At 50.6% G+C, this 14,583-nt stretch carries 13 protein-coding genes; 11 read left to right on the forward strand and 2 right to left on the reverse strand.

Features of this window, described 5'->3' with window-relative positions; translation table 11 throughout:
* The first annotated feature begins 1 nt into the window (after position 1).
* The gene (gene mdtK / locus HV243_RS13460; protein WP_016152981.1) at positions 2-1,375 is read left to right on the forward strand and encodes a multidrug efflux MATE transporter MdtK; all 1,374 of its coding nucleotides are present in this window, start codon (positions 2-4) and stop codon (positions 1,373-1,375) included.
* Positions 1,376-1,413: 38 nt separating this feature from the next.
* On the opposite strand, the gene HV243_RS13465 is transcribed toward mdtK, so the two are convergent.
* The gene (locus HV243_RS13465) at positions 1,414-2,112 is read right to left on the reverse strand and encodes an RluA family pseudouridine synthase (RefSeq protein WP_047358440.1); all 699 of its coding nucleotides are present in this window, start codon (positions 2,110-2,112) and stop codon (positions 1,414-1,416) included.
* A 133-nt stretch (positions 2,113-2,245) separates the two neighbouring features.
* On the opposite strand from HV243_RS13465, the gene HV243_RS13470 reads away from it, so the two are divergent.
* From HV243_RS13470 to HV243_RS13500, 7 genes are all read left to right on the forward strand, one after another.
* Positions 2,246-3,037, forward strand: coding sequence for a PhzF family phenazine biosynthesis protein (locus HV243_RS13470; protein WP_053389110.1), 792 nt, complete (start codon positions 2,246-2,248; stop codon positions 3,035-3,037).
* 36 nt (positions 3,038-3,073) lie between these two features.
* Positions 3,074-3,382 carry a monooxygenase gene (locus HV243_RS13475; RefSeq protein WP_016152978.1) on the forward strand — a complete coding sequence of 103 codons (309 nt, stop codon included), beginning with the start codon at positions 3,074-3,076 and terminating at the stop codon, positions 3,380-3,382.
* 245 nt (positions 3,383-3,627) lie between these two features.
* Positions 3,628-4,023, forward strand: a complete 396-nt coding sequence (locus HV243_RS13480) for a RidA family protein (protein ID WP_016152977.1) — start codon at positions 3,628-3,630, stop codon at positions 4,021-4,023.
* Between the two features lie 27 nt (positions 4,024-4,050).
* A complete protein-coding gene (locus tag HV243_RS13485) occupies positions 4,051-5,019 on the forward strand; it encodes a threo-3-hydroxy-L-aspartate ammonia-lyase (RefSeq protein ID WP_053389111.1) in 969 nt (322 codons plus the stop codon).
* A 124-nt stretch (positions 5,020-5,143) separates the two neighbouring features.
* Positions 5,144-5,785 (forward strand): PAS domain-containing protein, encoded by a 642-nt coding sequence (locus HV243_RS13490; protein ID WP_016152975.1) that lies wholly within the window; start codon positions 5,144-5,146, stop codon positions 5,783-5,785.
* 540 nt (positions 5,786-6,325) lie between these two features.
* Positions 6,326-6,820, forward strand: coding sequence for a molybdopterin-dependent oxidoreductase (locus HV243_RS13495; protein ID WP_053389112.1), 495 nt, complete (start codon positions 6,326-6,328; stop codon positions 6,818-6,820).
* A gap of 17 nt (positions 6,821-6,837) precedes the next feature.
* Complete coding sequence (locus HV243_RS13500) at positions 6,838-8,766, forward strand: bifunctional diguanylate cyclase/phosphodiesterase (protein ID WP_046276351.1); 1,929 nt, start codon at positions 6,838-6,840, stop codon at positions 8,764-8,766.
* A 154-nt stretch (positions 8,767-8,920) separates the two neighbouring features.
* Here the strand turns inward: HV243_RS13500 and HV243_RS13505 are convergent, their stop codons facing one another.
* Positions 8,921-9,880, reverse strand: a complete 960-nt coding sequence (locus HV243_RS13505) for a DUF523 and DUF1722 domain-containing protein (protein ID WP_149330450.1) — start codon at positions 9,878-9,880, stop codon at positions 8,921-8,923.
* Positions 9,881-10,083: 203 nt separating this feature from the next.
* Here HV243_RS13505 and HV243_RS13510 point away from each other — a divergent pair, with 203 nt between their 5' ends.
* The 3 genes from HV243_RS13510 (at position 10,084) to trpS (ending at position 14,320) form a co-directional block, all read left to right on the forward strand.
* Positions 10,084-11,193, forward strand: a complete 1,110-nt coding sequence (locus HV243_RS13510) for an AI-2E family transporter (RefSeq protein WP_053389371.1) — start codon at positions 10,084-10,086, stop codon at positions 11,191-11,193.
* Between the two features lie 119 nt (positions 11,194-11,312).
* Entirely contained in the window at positions 11,313-13,097 is a 1,785-nt protein-coding gene (locus HV243_RS13515; protein ID WP_053389370.1) for a diguanylate cyclase, read from the forward strand.
* 218 nt (positions 13,098-13,315) lie between these two features.
* On the forward strand, positions 13,316-14,320 hold the full coding sequence (gene trpS / locus HV243_RS13520; protein ID WP_053389369.1) for a tryptophan--tRNA ligase: 1,005 nt from the start codon (positions 13,316-13,318) through the stop codon (positions 14,318-14,320).
* Positions 14,321-14,583: the final 263 nt, after the last annotated feature.

Raw genomic sequence — 14,583 nt, forward strand, 5'->3', positions numbered from 1 at the left:
CGTGCAAAAGTATGTAAGTGAAGCGCGTCAGTTATTAGCTCTGGCAATTCCGGTGATTCTTGCGCAAATCGCTCAAACCGCAATGGGATTCGTTGATACCGTCATGGCGGGCGGATACAGCGCCACGGACATGGCGGCCGTCGCCATTGGCACATCTATCTGGCTGCCGGCCATTCTGTTTGGTCACGGACTGCTGCTGGCCTTGACGCCAGTGATTGCGCAACTCAATGGTTCCGGGCGCCGCGATCGCATTGCCCATCAAATACGCCAGGGTTTCTGGCTGGCGGGCAGCGTCTCCATTCTGATTATGATCGTGCTCTGGAACGCGGGATACATTATTCGCTCCATGCATAACATCGACCCGGCGCTGGCGGATAAAGCCGTCGGCTACCTGCGTGCGTTGCTGTGGGGCGCGCCGGGGTATTTGTTCTTCCAGGTAGCCCGTAACCAGTGTGAAGGTCTGGCCAAAACCAAACCGGCGATGGTGATGGGATTTCTCGGCCTGCTGGTGAACATTCCTGTTAACTATGTTTTCATTTATGGGCATTTTGGCATGCCGGAGCTAGGCGGCGTGGGCTGCGGCGTGGCAACAGCGGCGGTTTACTGGGTGATGTTTATCGCCATGCTGTCATACGTTAAACGCGCACGCTCGATGCGTGATATCCGTAATGAGCGTGGTTTCCAGAAACCGGACACCGCCGTAATGAAGCGCCTGGTACAGCTGGGTTTACCTATCGCACTGGCGTTATTTTTCGAAGTGACGCTGTTTGCTGTGGTGGCGCTGCTGGTTTCCCCGCTGGGGATTGTCGACGTGGCCGGACACCAGATCGCGCTAAACTTCAGCTCGTTAATGTTCGTCCTGCCGATGTCTCTGGCTGCAGCCGTCACCATTCGAGTCGGTTATCGTCTGGGCCAGGGTTCCACGCTGGATGCGCAAACCGCAGCCAGAACAGGTCTGGGCGTCGGCGTCTGCATGGCGGTTGTGACGGCGATTTTCACCGTGACATTCCGTGAGCACATTGCCCTGCTCTACAACAATAACCCGGAAGTTGTCGCTCTGGCAGCGCAGCTCATGTTACTGGCCGCGGTGTATCAAATATCGGACTCTATCCAGGTTATTGGCAGCGGTATCCTACGTGGTTATAAAGATACGCGTTCCATTTTCTTTATTACCTTTACGGCATACTGGGTACTGGGTCTGCCGAGCGGTTATATTCTGGCGCTGACCGATCTGGTGGTTGACCGGATGGGACCGGCAGGATTCTGGATGGGCTTTATTATCGGCCTGACCTCTGCGGCAGTGTTGATGATGCTGCGGATGCGTTTTCTGCAGCGCCAGCCGTCAGCGGTTATTTTACAACGCGCCGCACGATAATCCCCAAATAGCCGCCATCTGGCGGCTTTTTTATATCCTCAAAACGGGCTGGCGTTTTGGGCCGTCATCCATTCCTGACTGACCGGATGCCTGAAATGCAGTTCACTGGCATGCAGCATCAGTCTCGACGTCCGTTCGGTGCCTGGCAGCAGACGCCCACCATATAAATCGCACCCCAAAATGGGATGCCCCAACTGCTGACAGTGGATCCGCAACTGGTGGGTACGCCCGGTTTCAGGTGTCAGCCGTACCCGCGTCAAAGCGAGTAATGTCCCATCTTGCTGGCGATGATGAAAACGCTCAATAACCTGATAGCGCGAGCGCGCGGGTTTACCGTTAATGGCGCAAATCGACATCAGTGGAAACAGCGCCGGATCCTTGGCAATCGCTGCGTCTATAACGCCTTCATCGTTTTTCAGATGCCCGCACAACAACGCACTATACACCTTGCTTACCGCGCGCTGACTGAATTGCTGGCAAAGCGCGGCGTTGATAGCCTTGTTACGGGCAATCACCATCAGCCCTGACGTCCCAAAATCAAGCCGATGTACCAGCGTACAGCCGGGATAAATTTGTACCAGCCGGTGATGTACCGAATCGAAATTCTGCGGGTTTTTCCCCGACAAGCTAAGCAGTCCGGTGGGTTTATTGATAAGCACCAGATGCTCGTCCTGATAGAGGATCGCTATCTCCTCATGACAAGGCGGGGCAATAAAGGTATCGAGGATCGTAGACATGAGCGGCCAGGATGAAGTGTGGAAACGGATGATAGCGAATTTTTACCACACTAGCGAATCAGGGCGCTTAACCAATGACAATCATTGCATGATAGAGTGTGGGATATCCTGAGTGCGATGAGAGGGTTACACCGTGCAACAAATCGATTTCTACATGGTAGATGCCTTTACCACTACGACGTTTGGCGGTAATGCCGCAGCAGTATGCCCGCTCGATGACTGGTTGCCCGATGAAATATTATTAAAAATGTCGCAGCAGCATAACCAGTCGGAAACCGCTTTTTTTGTCGCTAGTGAGAATGGCTTCGAGCTGCGTTGGTTTACCACGCAAGGCGAAATTAATCTGTGTGGGCATGCCACGCTTGCCGCCGCACATGTCATCTTTGAACATCTGGATTACCCGGAAGCGACCATTCATTTTGCCACCCGTTTTGTGGGGCCACTGACGGTCACGCGCAGCGGTGATTGGCTGACGCTTGATTTTCCTGCCTGGCAAAGCGAACCTGCCGAACCGCCCGCCTTATTGCTGGAAACATTGGGCATCACCGAATATAAAGAAGTGCGCGTCGCGCGCGATTACATGGTCGTGATGGAGAATCAACAGCAGGTTGAGGCTGTGCGCCCGAATATCCACGCCATGATTCCCCTCGGGAAAATGGTATGTATCACCGCGCCGGGTGACGGGGAATACGATTTCGTCAGCCGTTTCTTCTGCCCGGGTGAAGCAGTCGCAGAAGACCCGGTTACAGGTTCGACGCATAGCATGCTGATTCCTTACTGGGCTGCAAAACTGAATAAAACGAAGATGCTGGCGCGCCAGGTCTCTGAACGCGGCGGCGATTTACGCTGCCAGCTGACAGGAACGCGTGTTTATATCGGTGGACAAGCAGTAACTTATCTGACGGGTAAAGTGCTGTTACGCTAGCAGCCTTACCCGAATTAACCAATCCATGGAGGATTTATGGCGAACAAACTCGTGCAGATACACTTTGATTTTCCTGGTCCGTTTGGCGCTGAGATGTCACATCAGCTTGTTGAACTGGCCGAATCCATCAACCAGGAGCCGGGTTTCATCTGGAAAATCTGGACCGAGAACGCAGCAAACCACGAAGCGGGTGGCATCTACCTGTTTCAGGATGAAGACAGCGCTCTGGCCTATATCAAAAAACACACGGCCCGCCTGAAGCACCTGGGTGTGGAAGACGTGACGTGCAAAATCTTCGATATCAATGAACCGTTAAGTAAGATTAACCACGGCCATATCGGCTAATTTTTGGCTTTAACGCCCCGCCCCGGGGCGCTTCTTCACTCCCCTGCTTTACCCTCATCAAAAGCGTTCCCCCTCTTTCACCGCGCCAGGATAGCTATATAACGTGGGTCACGTTTGCCATAGTTCACAAAATCATCACCTGTGAAAACTATCACTAGCCGAACGCGGTATGAAAGCGTATAAAATAATACAAACAGTATTATTTTATACAAAATGAATTACCACTAACTACAGGAGATTCTCTTATGTCCGTGGACATTACATTGAACTCATCTGCAGGAGGTTTTCCGCCTGCAGGTCATTACTCGCACAGTACAACGGCTGGCGGATTCGTCTTCATTTCTGGTCAGTTGCCGGTCACGAGTGATGGAGAAAAAAAAACGGATGCCTCTTTTGAAGAGCAGACGCGGCTGGTACTGCAGAATATTGATGCCTGCCTGGCTGGCGCTGGGATTTCTCGACAGCACCTGGTGTCAGTACGCGTCTATGTGACAGATATCAACCAATGGCCAACGTTTAACAAAATCTATGGGGAGTGGATCGGTGATTTCCGGCCCTCCCGAGCGGTAGCGGGCGTTGCAGAACTTCATTATGGTTTCGCGCTGGAAGTTGAAGCTATAGCCCTGGCCCCACAAGCATGACGTTTAACGACATACAGGTGAACAACAATGACTGAGATAACACTGCCTGATTATAACGATGTTGCCGCCGCGGCAGAGCGCATCGCCGACTATGCCAACAAAACGCCGGTGATGACCTCCCGAACGGTTAATGACGAATTTGGTGCTGAAGTTTTCTTCAAGTGCGAAAACTTCCAGAGAATGGGCGCGTTTAAATTTCGCGGAGCCATGAATGCGTTACGCCAGTTCACGCCTGAACAACGCGCTGCGGGCGTCGTCACCTTTTCGTCCGGCAACCATGCGCAGGCCATTGCCCTGTCGGCAAAATTGTTGGGGATCCCGGCGACGATTATCATGCCGCATGATGCCCCGGCGGCTAAAGTTGCAGCCACAAAAGGCTATGGTGGAAATGTGGTGATTTACGATCGCTATACCGAAGATCGTGAAAAAATCGGACGGGAGCTGGCAGAGAAACAAGGATTGACGCTGATCCCGCCATACGACCATCCGCACGTGATTGCGGGCCAGGGTACCGCTACAAAAGAGCTGATTGAAGAAGTGGGTCAGCTAGACGTTCTTTTCGTGTGTCTGGGCGGCGGCGGCCTGCTTTCGGGCTCCTCACTGGCAGCCAGACATCTGTCACCTGACTGCATCATCTATGGTGTCGAACCGGAGGCGGGAAACGATGGTCAACAGTCGTTTCGCAGCGGAAAGATTGTTCATATCGATACGCCGAAAACCATTGCTGACGGTGCTCAGACCCAACATCTCGGGAATATTACGTTTCCGATTATCCAGCGAAGTGTGCACGATATTCTGACTGTCTCAGACGATGAATTAGTCGCCTCGATGAAATTTATCGCTGAGCGAATGAAAATTGTCGTGGAGCCGACTGGCTGTCTGGGTTTTGCCGCCGCCAGAGCGCACAAAGCTGAACTTCGCGGTAAGAAAATCGGCATTATCATCAGCGGCGGGAACGTGGATATCAGCCGCTACAGTGAATTCCTTGCCGGGTAATCAAGAAGGTATCTGCCATGCGGATACCTTATTACCGTCTGAACACTCGCGTCTGGAAAAGCGAACCCTGCTCACTGTAAACTGCCCGCAATCATGGCAACAAGCATCACCGCAGGAGACTGGCATGCCAAAAACCGATAACAACTCACTTCTCAGCCAAATTGACACTATCGCCAGGGGCTTGAGCGAGACCTTCTCTCCGTTTTGCGAAGTGGTGGTTCATGATCTCAAAAATCCTGAACATGCCATTTTGTCCATCCATAATAACCTGTCCGGGCGAGAACCCGGCCAACCGGCAACAGAACTGGGTCTGGCGCGAATCGCATCGCCTGAATTTCCCAGCATTATTGCCAACTACAGCAACCAGTTTGCCGATGGCCGCCCGGTGAAAAGTACCTCCATCGGCATCAAGGATGACGAAGGCAAATACGTAGCAGCACTCTGTCTGAACGTGGATATGACGCTGTTTCGTGGCATGCAGAGTGCCCTTGCGCGTTTTACTGAAACCGCTGACTCTCCCATTAAGGAACATATCGATCCCGGCAGTAACGAAGTCATCCGCCAGCGTATCGATGACTTTGCCGCTAAATGCGCAACGACGGCCCGCGCCCTGAAACCTGAAGACCGTAAACGACTGATTCAACAATTACGCAAAGACGGTTTGCTGAACGTACGAAAATCTATGGACACAGTGGCGCAGCATCTGGGCGTCTCCAGAGCGACCGCGTATCTGTATGCCCGCCAGTCGGCTCAGGCTGGCGAATAAACCAGGTTATGCGGCGCTCAGCAAGGTATATCCGCCTGGCTCAGGCAGCAAGCCAGTGCGGCTATTCCCCCAATCGCGGTGCATCCAGCCATTGATAAGTTCATTAAGTTGCTGACGATCCTGTAGGTGGTTTTGCGTATTTTGAATTCCTGATAATTGACTATTTTTGAACGTCTGCTACGCCTGTGTAATCTAATCCCGGGAATAGGCAAAAGTTCGATTTATTCAACAAGGTTACCCGCCGATAAAACAACGATTCCCTGTCGCTGCACAAAAAAATAAACCTTTATGATCGTGTGATTTTTTAACAACCACAGGGTGAGTGTTTTTTGTACAGACACAACAAAAATCACCGTCCGTTAATAACAGACTTCGCCTGATTTAATAAATATTCATAACCATTAAGCATGGCAACCCATTGATTTAAATGAATTAAAATACAAATAACTTCACATCATCAATAATAGACAGGCGGAATATATAAATAGCGTGATATCTAAATTATAATTCTTTTACATCCGGCTGATTGGTGAGGTTAGAATGCGGTTAATAGTCATGTTGGTAAGCGTTGTGCTCTCCACCCAGCTTTGGGCGGGTGAACTTTCCAGGCCCACCGGTAAAGTTCTTTTAACGTTATCCGGTAATATTGAAAATACAAATGAAGACGGGAAAGCGGTTTTTGATACCGCCAGCCTTGAGAAGCTAGGCATGGTAAGTTTTCAGACCACCTCCCCCTGGTATAATGGACGTACGACCTTTACGGGTATTCCACTACAAAAAATCATGGATTATGTTGGGGCGAGCGGCTCCGTTGTAAAGGTTACTGCGCTTAATGACTACACCACCGTTATCCCTCTCAGTGATTTCAAAAAATACAATGCCATCCTTGCTTTAAAAATCAACGGAAAATATATGCGCATCCGTGATAAGGGCCCATTATTCATTGTGTACCCCTATGACAGCATGCCGGAACTAAATAATCAGATTTATTATTCAAGGTCTGCATGGCAGGTCAGTAGTATGGATATTGAGTAAGCGTTCAGAGGAACATCATGAACAGAATACTGGCTGGCATCATCTTTTTTCTTTTTATATCGACCGGATATATCTCTTTCCTCGTGCATGAAAGGCAACAAGAGCTACAGAAACTGACTCACTATACCGATTCCTGGTCTGCCGCTCAGTTGGTATCTCAATATTACCGATTTGAATCGTTGCTTGGTCTTTACACTATCGATGATACGATGAATCTTGATGATGTACGCATGCGTCTCGACATTATGCTCAGCCAGAGTGATTTGATAAAAGAAGGTGATTTGGGGCGCTACATAGAAAGCAACATTGCCCACCGTGAGCTAGCGGTAACACTTGAAAATACCCTTAGTTATCTGGATGATAATCTCGAGAAAATGAACCGTCCAGCACTCCAGGCGTATCTGAAAAAAATGCATACCCTGGATGCACAACTTGGCCGTCTTTCATCCGGCGCATTAAACAAAGATGTTAACTCGATTAATAACGCCAACCAAAAAATTCAAACGCTGTACTATATTTACTCAACGACATCTGTACTGCTAATAATACTGAGTGCGATTCTGGGCGTGCTCATTTTTTATCAAAACAGAAATATTCTGCGGGCGCACCTTCAGGTCAAGAGTCTTGCCGAAGAACTGCAAAAATCGAAGGAAAAGCTACAAATTCAGAATGCCAAGCTGGAATATGACGTCTACCATGACTCGCTCACCGAGATGAATAACCGCCAGCTATTCTGGAGCGATTTAAATAAAACAATCGAAATGGCAGAGAAAAATAACGATGCTGTGACGGTGATGTTGTTTGATTTAGATCGATTCAAAGAGGTCAATGATACGTATGGTCATGATGCCGGTGATATGTTACTGCGCCAGATATCCGATCGTCTGATTTCGACAAGCCTTACGTCGGATACGTTGTATCGCTTAGGCGGGGATGAGTTTGCGTTTCTCTCAAGTGGCCTGACAGAAAGTCGGGCCGTGTCGCGAGCCCAGAAAATATGTGAGTTTATCAGCCAGCCCTACACGATTTACAACACAATTATCAACATAACCACCTGTGTTGGCATTGTTATCTCAGAAAATGAGCGTCGCTCTGACTATCTTTATAAATTTGCCGATCTGGCCCTTTATGAAGCCAAAAATGAAGGCTCTGGCAAGATAAAAGTCTTCCGGCAACGAATGTTAGAAAAATTGCAAGAAAGCAGAACGCTTGAGCATGATATGGCATTAGCAATAGTGAACAAAGAGTTCGTAGTGTATTACCAGCCTATTGTCGATTCTTTCAGTCAGAAAATATACAGCTATGAGGCGCTTATTCGTTGGGTCCATCCTCTCAAGGGCCTCCTGTCGCCGGATAGCTTTATTCCTGTTGCTGAAAAAACAGGGATGATTAATGAGATGGGGAAAGCGGTGCTCGAAATTGCCTGCAGGGAAGCCGCGGGTTGGGCGGTTCCGGCTAAAATTTCAGTCAATGTCTCCCCTGTCCAGCTAAGCAGCAAGGCCTTTGCAGGAATCGTGTTAACCATTCTGAAAGAAACTGGACTTCCACCTGACCGCCTCGAACTGGAAGTGACTGAATCCTCTCTCTTTACCGAGAGTGCTACACCGATAAATACGCTTAATAAGCTCCGGACCCTGGGGGTAAAAATCTCCATCGATGATTTTGGTACCGGATACTCTTCTCTTTCGCGCCTCAGCAGATTGGCCTTCGATAAAATCAAAATAGACAAGTCCTTTGTGCATTCGATATCTACACAGGAAGACGCCCTGACTATCATCAAACTGATCACGGGTATGGCGAAATCTCTCAATATGAAGGCTGTTGCAGAAGGTGTTGAAACGCAGGAGCAACTGGCAAGACTTCAGGCTCTGGGCTGCGATTTCGCGCAAGGATATCTGTTTGGCAAACCTCAGCCTTGTATCGATGAAGAAATCAGAAACGGTTAAATCGCGGTCGGCACATTTGCCCGTGGGTGCAGGGCCGCATTTTCTCATCGATTACACACCGTGAAAATTATCCCTGCTTAAACGCATCAGAAAACGGCAGGGATAACCTTCGCGAACAACGGATATTTCTGCCCCAGATTTACTCGCCATCAGGCTAATTAATCATTAACCGTAGGGCTAAATCCTTCGGATAAGGATCAAAATAGTTCTGGGTAAGTAAATAGCTGTCTGGGTATTCAGCAAGGTAGTGCTTGAGCAGAGTCAGTGGCGCCAATATTGGCAGCAGTCCGCCGCTATAGTTGAGGATAACGTCACGCAACTCTCCGCGCTGGCGGGTGTTCAACCGATCGCGGAAGTAGCCCTGAATATGCATCAGTACGTTGGTATGATTTTTCCGTGAGGCGGGCTTTTTGAGGATCGCCATTAGCTTTTCGCGATATACCACGTAAAAAGCATCCAAATCATCCCACTGATGGAGCGAGGCCACGAAAGGGCCAATATCCCGGTAACCCGCCTGGTGATGAGCCAAAAGCTGGAGCTTATAGCGGCTGTGGAAGTTGAGTAAACCGTGGCGAGTAAGACCAGAGGCTCGCAGTATATTAAGCTCATGTAACGCGAACACTCGCTCGACAAAGTTCTCCCTCAGCACCGGATCGTGCAAGCGGCCATCTTCTTCGACCGGCAACCACGGGTAGGTTTCCATTAATGTGCCGGTAAACAGACCGGTTCCCTCTTTTCGCCCGCGATTTCCCTTTTCGTCATACAGCCTCACTCTCTCCATTCCGCAGCTCGGTGATTTAGCACAGACGATAAAACCCGACAGACCGCCAAGCCCATTGATATATGAAGCGGTGAAATCGGACATTTTATCGGTGACATCCTCACCAGGCGCATGGCTAAAACACATGCGGATATTCCCCTGGGCGGTTTGAACCAAACGCAACGCGGGGCGTGGTACAGGCAAACCGATGGACATCTCCGGGCAGACAGGTTTAAAAGTCACCCACTGAGCCAGCTCGTCCATCACAAATCCCATCCGTTTATGCCCGCCGTCAAATCGCACGGCTGAGCCGGTTAAACATCCACTAATCCCGATGACAGGTTGAGTGTTCATAACGCCCCCTCTTTTTTTGACGCCCTTTTTCGGGAAGAAAAGTATGACTGTTTCACTAATAAATCATAGCGTACGTTATTTATCTGTCGCAGGCTCCCTACGAAAAACAGGTTAACCAATTTAAGTAAATATGCGCAGCGAAAGTTGGTAATTCCCCTGAACGGTTCTATAGTCGGGACTGCTTCTCATTACAGGGTTCACTAATGCGATTTAACGGACTGACTAAAGGTTTCTTCATTTTCATACTTGCCCTTGTGACCTGGGCGTTCTTCGATGTGTTGTCTCCCTATTTCTCTGCCATTTTGTGGGCCGCAATCTTAACCACCATCTTTAACCCGGTGAAAAACAGACTGCGCAGCGCGCTTGGCGAACGTAACGGGCTGGCGTCACTGCTCACCATCGGCATCATCTGTCTGATTGTTTTTATCCCACTGATGGTGATCTTCTCCTCGTTGGCTATTGAGCTGAACGTGGTGTATGCCAAATTACAACAAAACGACACTCAGTTCCCGGAAGTGGTCACCGCCATTATTTCGTATCTTCCTGACTGGGCCAGAGGATTCCTCGCAGAACATAATCTGGATAACGTCGCGCAGATCCAGAAAAAACTGTCCGACGTTGTACTGCAGGGTGGACAGTACCTCGCCGGCAGCGCGTTCCTGATTGGTAAGGGGACATTCGGCTTTGCTATTAGCTTTGGCATCATGCTGTATCTGCTGTTTTTCTTACTGAAGGACGGGCCGTTCCTGGTGCGCCAGATTCTGGACTCATTACCGCTTTCTGATTTTGCCAAACAGCACCTGTTTGCCAAATTCGTCGGCGTGACGCGGGCAACGGTCAAGGGCACAGCGGTCGTGGCGTTGGTTCAGGGTATTCTTGGCGGCATCGCGTTTGCAATTGTCGACATCGACGGCAGCGTCCTGTGGGGCGCGCTGATGGCGTTTCTCTCCCTCGTGCCCGCGGTCGGCTCAGCGATCGTCTGGGTACCTGCGGCAATATTCCTCTTCGCCACGCACCAGCTGTGGCAAGGGCTGTTTATCGTTGGCTTCTTCGTGATTATCGTCGGGCTGGTGGACAATATCCTGCGCCCGCTACTGGTGGGTAAAGACACCAAAATGCCGGATTATCTGATTCTGATTTCCACTCTCGGCGGAATGGAGATCTACGGCATTAACGGCTTTGTGATTGGCCCCCTGATTGCCGCACTGTTCATTACCTGCTGGAACCTGTTTTCCGGGCGCGATCATGAAGGTAACGTGGAAGGAATCGACGAAGCCTTTATGGAAGAAGGAAAAAATCCTCCAGATTTATGATGGCAGGACGATAACAGAAGGCGGTCCTGAGACCGCCTTTTTTATTTTCACGCAAAATCATACGTTTCCTATAATTTCAATCATGCTTATTCATTAATCGTCGCAGAAGGAACTAATCAGTGCGAATTGCCACAATCACCAACTGGGCCTACAGCGCGACGGTGTGTCTGACCATTGCCTCCGGCGTTGTCATGTTGATGGCCTCCAGCGCCGATAACACCGAACGCCAGGTGGTGGAGCAACGTTATCAATTCGATCAACTGACCGAAGAAGTCGAGCTCGATGCCTGGTCGCTGTCCAGTCTGGCACGCGAATATGTTATTGCAAAAGACCCGGAAGCGCTTAACGCCTACCGCCAGAAAGAAGCGTCGCTGAAAGCCGTTGAACAGCGGCTGTCGAAACTAAAAGACATTGGGGCGACGGATGAAGAGCTGTCGCTATTGCATGAAGGGCTGCAGATTGTTGATGCCCTGCAGGATGAGCAAGCTGCGGCGCTTGCCAGCGTCACGCGCGGAGAAGAGTCGCAGGCCATCGCCCTGCTGTATGGCAAATCCTATGAACAGGAACTGGAGCGAGCCCAGGACCGGATAGATCATTTCCGTCAGTTACTCGACAGCCGCGTACGCAACACCATTGAAGATGCCACTCAGACATCGCGCACGCTACGTACGGCTTCGGAAGTGATGGTCGGGCTGACGGCGCTGCTATTTTTGTTCGTTCTCGGCTTTATTTTAAAACGCCGCGTACTGCGTCCCGTGGTGCGTTTGAGCGATGTGGTTAACCGTCTGGCGTCGCAGGATTACGCCGTTGAGACACCCAGCTTTAATCAGATCGATGAAATCGGCGATATGGCACAGGCGATCCGCATTTTTCGCGAGAACGGCCTGGCACGTCAGCGACTGGAGAAAGAACGAGACGCCGACTGGGCAATCCGCGAGCTGCTCGCACGTATGACTCAACGTTTGCAAGGCTGCGAGAATTTTGCCGATGTCATTAATGTGGCAGAGCTGTTTGCGCCGAATGTTGCTCCCGGTATTGCCGGGCGGCTTTACATACTGGATCGAGAGCCCTGGCAGATGCGCTGCGTTGCGCAATGGCTTTCACCGCAGGGCAAAGCGGATGCTTTCCACCCGGACGAATGCTGGGCAGTGCGCCGCGGTCAGAGCCATCCACCGGTGCAAGGCGAACCCGATATCGCCTGCTACCATCTACCGGAATCATGCCAGCAGCATACCCTGTGCGTGCCACTGATTGCCCAGGGTGAAGCCATCGGCCTGCTCTCATTCCAGAACCTCAGCAATGATTCCGCTCCCTCTCGCGCGTATCTGGAACTGATGGCGGAAGCACTCGGTCTGGCGTTAGCCAACCAGCGCCTGCGTGATGCGCTGCTGGAGAAAGCGCTCTACGACCCGCTAACCGGCCTGCGCAACCGTCATCATCTGGAAGATACGCTGCGCACCCAGATGAGCCAGGCAGTGCGTAACAAAGAGCCAATCAGTTGCCTGATGATCGATATCGATCATTTCAAAAATATTAACGACCGCTTTGGCCATGAGGCGGGCGATAGCGTGATAAAAAGTATCGCCACCACTATTCAGCGCGTTGTCCATGACAGCGGCATGGCCTTCCGCTACGGCGGTGAAGAGTTTCTGGTGTTGCTGGCCAATACGGATGAGCAGGCCGCCAACCGCTTTGCGACAGATATTTATAATGGTGTACGCGAACTGTCGCTGCGCTTTGGACTCTCAGAGATTGGTCACGTTGATGTCTCTATTGGCGTTGCCAGCTATCCGCAGCACGCCCAGAGCGACAATCTTCTGCGCGCCGCAGACGTGGCGCTGTATCGCGCGAAAGAGTTAGGGCGTTCGCGCATCGTGAGCTTTGGCATGCTGGAAGCGAGCTAAGATACGTCTGTACGCCGTGCATTGCTTTACCTCTGCGCCAGGCGGTGATATGTTGATTGGATGAACACAAAACACGATATCACCGCGTTTAATCACAACCTGTGGTGGCTGCCTTCTTAAAGGCGGTCAGAATGTGTTTTCCCCATTTTAAATAACCGCCGAAAGGCGGTTATTTGCATTTAAAGACCCCTTTCGGTTTTTTGATTAAGGAGTCTTACATGAACAACAAAACTATCATCCTCACTGGCGATCGTCCCACTGGCCCGCTGCATCTCGGCCACTATGTTGGCTCTCTGCGCCAGCGCGCCACGCTGCAACATGATTATCAGCAGTTTATATTGGTTGCTGACCTGCAAGGGCTAACCGATAACGGCAGCACACCACAAAAGATCCGCAACAATATTCCCGAAGTGCTGGCTGATTACCTCGCCGCAGGAATCGACCCGTCACTCACCACCATTTGTCTGCAGTCGGCCCTGCCCGCCCTCGCTGAGCTGACCGCGCTTTATATGAACATTGTTACCGTGGCTCGCGTGGAGCGAAATCCTACGGTCAAAAACGAAATTGCGCAGAAAGGATTTGCCCGCTCGTTACCGGTTGGCTTTCTGGTTTATCCCATCAGCCAGGCAGCAGATATTACCGCTTTCAAAGCCGAGGTGGTTCCCGTCGGCGACGATCAGTTGCCCATGATCGAACAGACCAATGAGATCGTGCATAAGATGAATAGTCTGTTACCGACCTCTGTCTTGTCGCATTGTAAAGCGCTACTGAGTGAGACCAGCCGTCTTCCAGGGATCGACGGTAATGCCAAAATGTCAAAATCGCTCGGCAACACTCTACTCCTGTCCGCCAGTGAAGAGGATATTCATCATGCAGTCAGCGCAATGTACACCGATCCCAATCATCTAAAAGTGTCCGATCCGGGGCAGATTGACGGCAATATGGTATTTACTTACCTCGATGCTTTTCATCCGGATAAAGCAAAAGTGGCGGAGATGAAAGCACATTATCAGCGCGGCGGGCTGGGTGACCGGACATGCAAAAACGAGCTGGAGATGTGCTTGCAGGAGCTTATCGCCCCGATGCGCGAGCGGCGGGCAACCTACATCCAGGATAAAGGTATGCTGATGGCGATGCTCAAAAAAGGAAGCGAAGAGGCGCACGAGGTCACGCAGCAGACATTAAAAGAAGTAAAGCAAGGGCTGGGTTTGCCGGTGTTCTGAACTCAAAGTACTACTGGTTCGATAAATAAAGATAGCTCCCGACGAATGACAATCGCCGGGAGTGGCGCAGCTATGCGTTGACGCGTAAAGATAACCTCTGTCACAGAGGCTAATTAATTCGCTGTTTAATAATCCACTCAAGACGATATGTCGTTTTTTATGCAGTGCTATTTCTACCCGGCCCTTCAATTATTTCAGCTAATCATTATGAATTACCCATTACATGTACGGGTTCGAAATCCTCACCTTGCCTGAGATATGAT

Source organism: Citrobacter sp. RHBSTW-00599 (assembly GCF_013784065.1).
In the GTDB taxonomy this organism is placed as follows: domain Bacteria; phylum Pseudomonadota; class Gammaproteobacteria; order Enterobacterales; family Enterobacteriaceae; genus Citrobacter; species Citrobacter braakii.

Coding starts and splice junctions, on each gene's coding strand:
- trpS (WP_053389369.1), top strand. CDS start 13,316: ATGAACAACAAAACTATCATCCTCACTGGCGATCGTCCCACTGGCCCG.
- HV243_RS13475 (WP_016152978.1), top strand. CDS start 3,074: ATGGCGAACAAACTCGTGCAGATACACTTTGATTTTCCTGGTCCGTTT.
- HV243_RS13485 (WP_053389111.1), top strand. CDS start 4,051: ATGACTGAGATAACACTGCCTGATTATAACGATGTTGCCGCCGCGGCA.
- HV243_RS13505 (WP_149330450.1), bottom strand. CDS start 9,880: ATGAACACTCAACCTGTCATCGGGATTAGTGGATGTTTAACCGGCTCA.
- HV243_RS13510 (WP_053389371.1), top strand. CDS start 10,084: ATGCGATTTAACGGACTGACTAAAGGTTTCTTCATTTTCATACTTGCC.
- HV243_RS13490 (WP_016152975.1), top strand. CDS start 5,144: ATGCCAAAAACCGATAACAACTCACTTCTCAGCCAAATTGACACTATC.
- HV243_RS13495 (WP_053389112.1), top strand. CDS start 6,326: ATGCGGTTAATAGTCATGTTGGTAAGCGTTGTGCTCTCCACCCAGCTT.
- HV243_RS13480 (WP_016152977.1), top strand. CDS start 3,628: ATGTCCGTGGACATTACATTGAACTCATCTGCAGGAGGTTTTCCGCCT.
- HV243_RS13500 (WP_046276351.1), top strand. CDS start 6,838: ATGAACAGAATACTGGCTGGCATCATCTTTTTTCTTTTTATATCGACC.
- HV243_RS13465 (WP_047358440.1), bottom strand. CDS start 2,112: ATGTCTACGATCCTCGATACCTTTATTGCCCCGCCTTGTCATGAGGAG.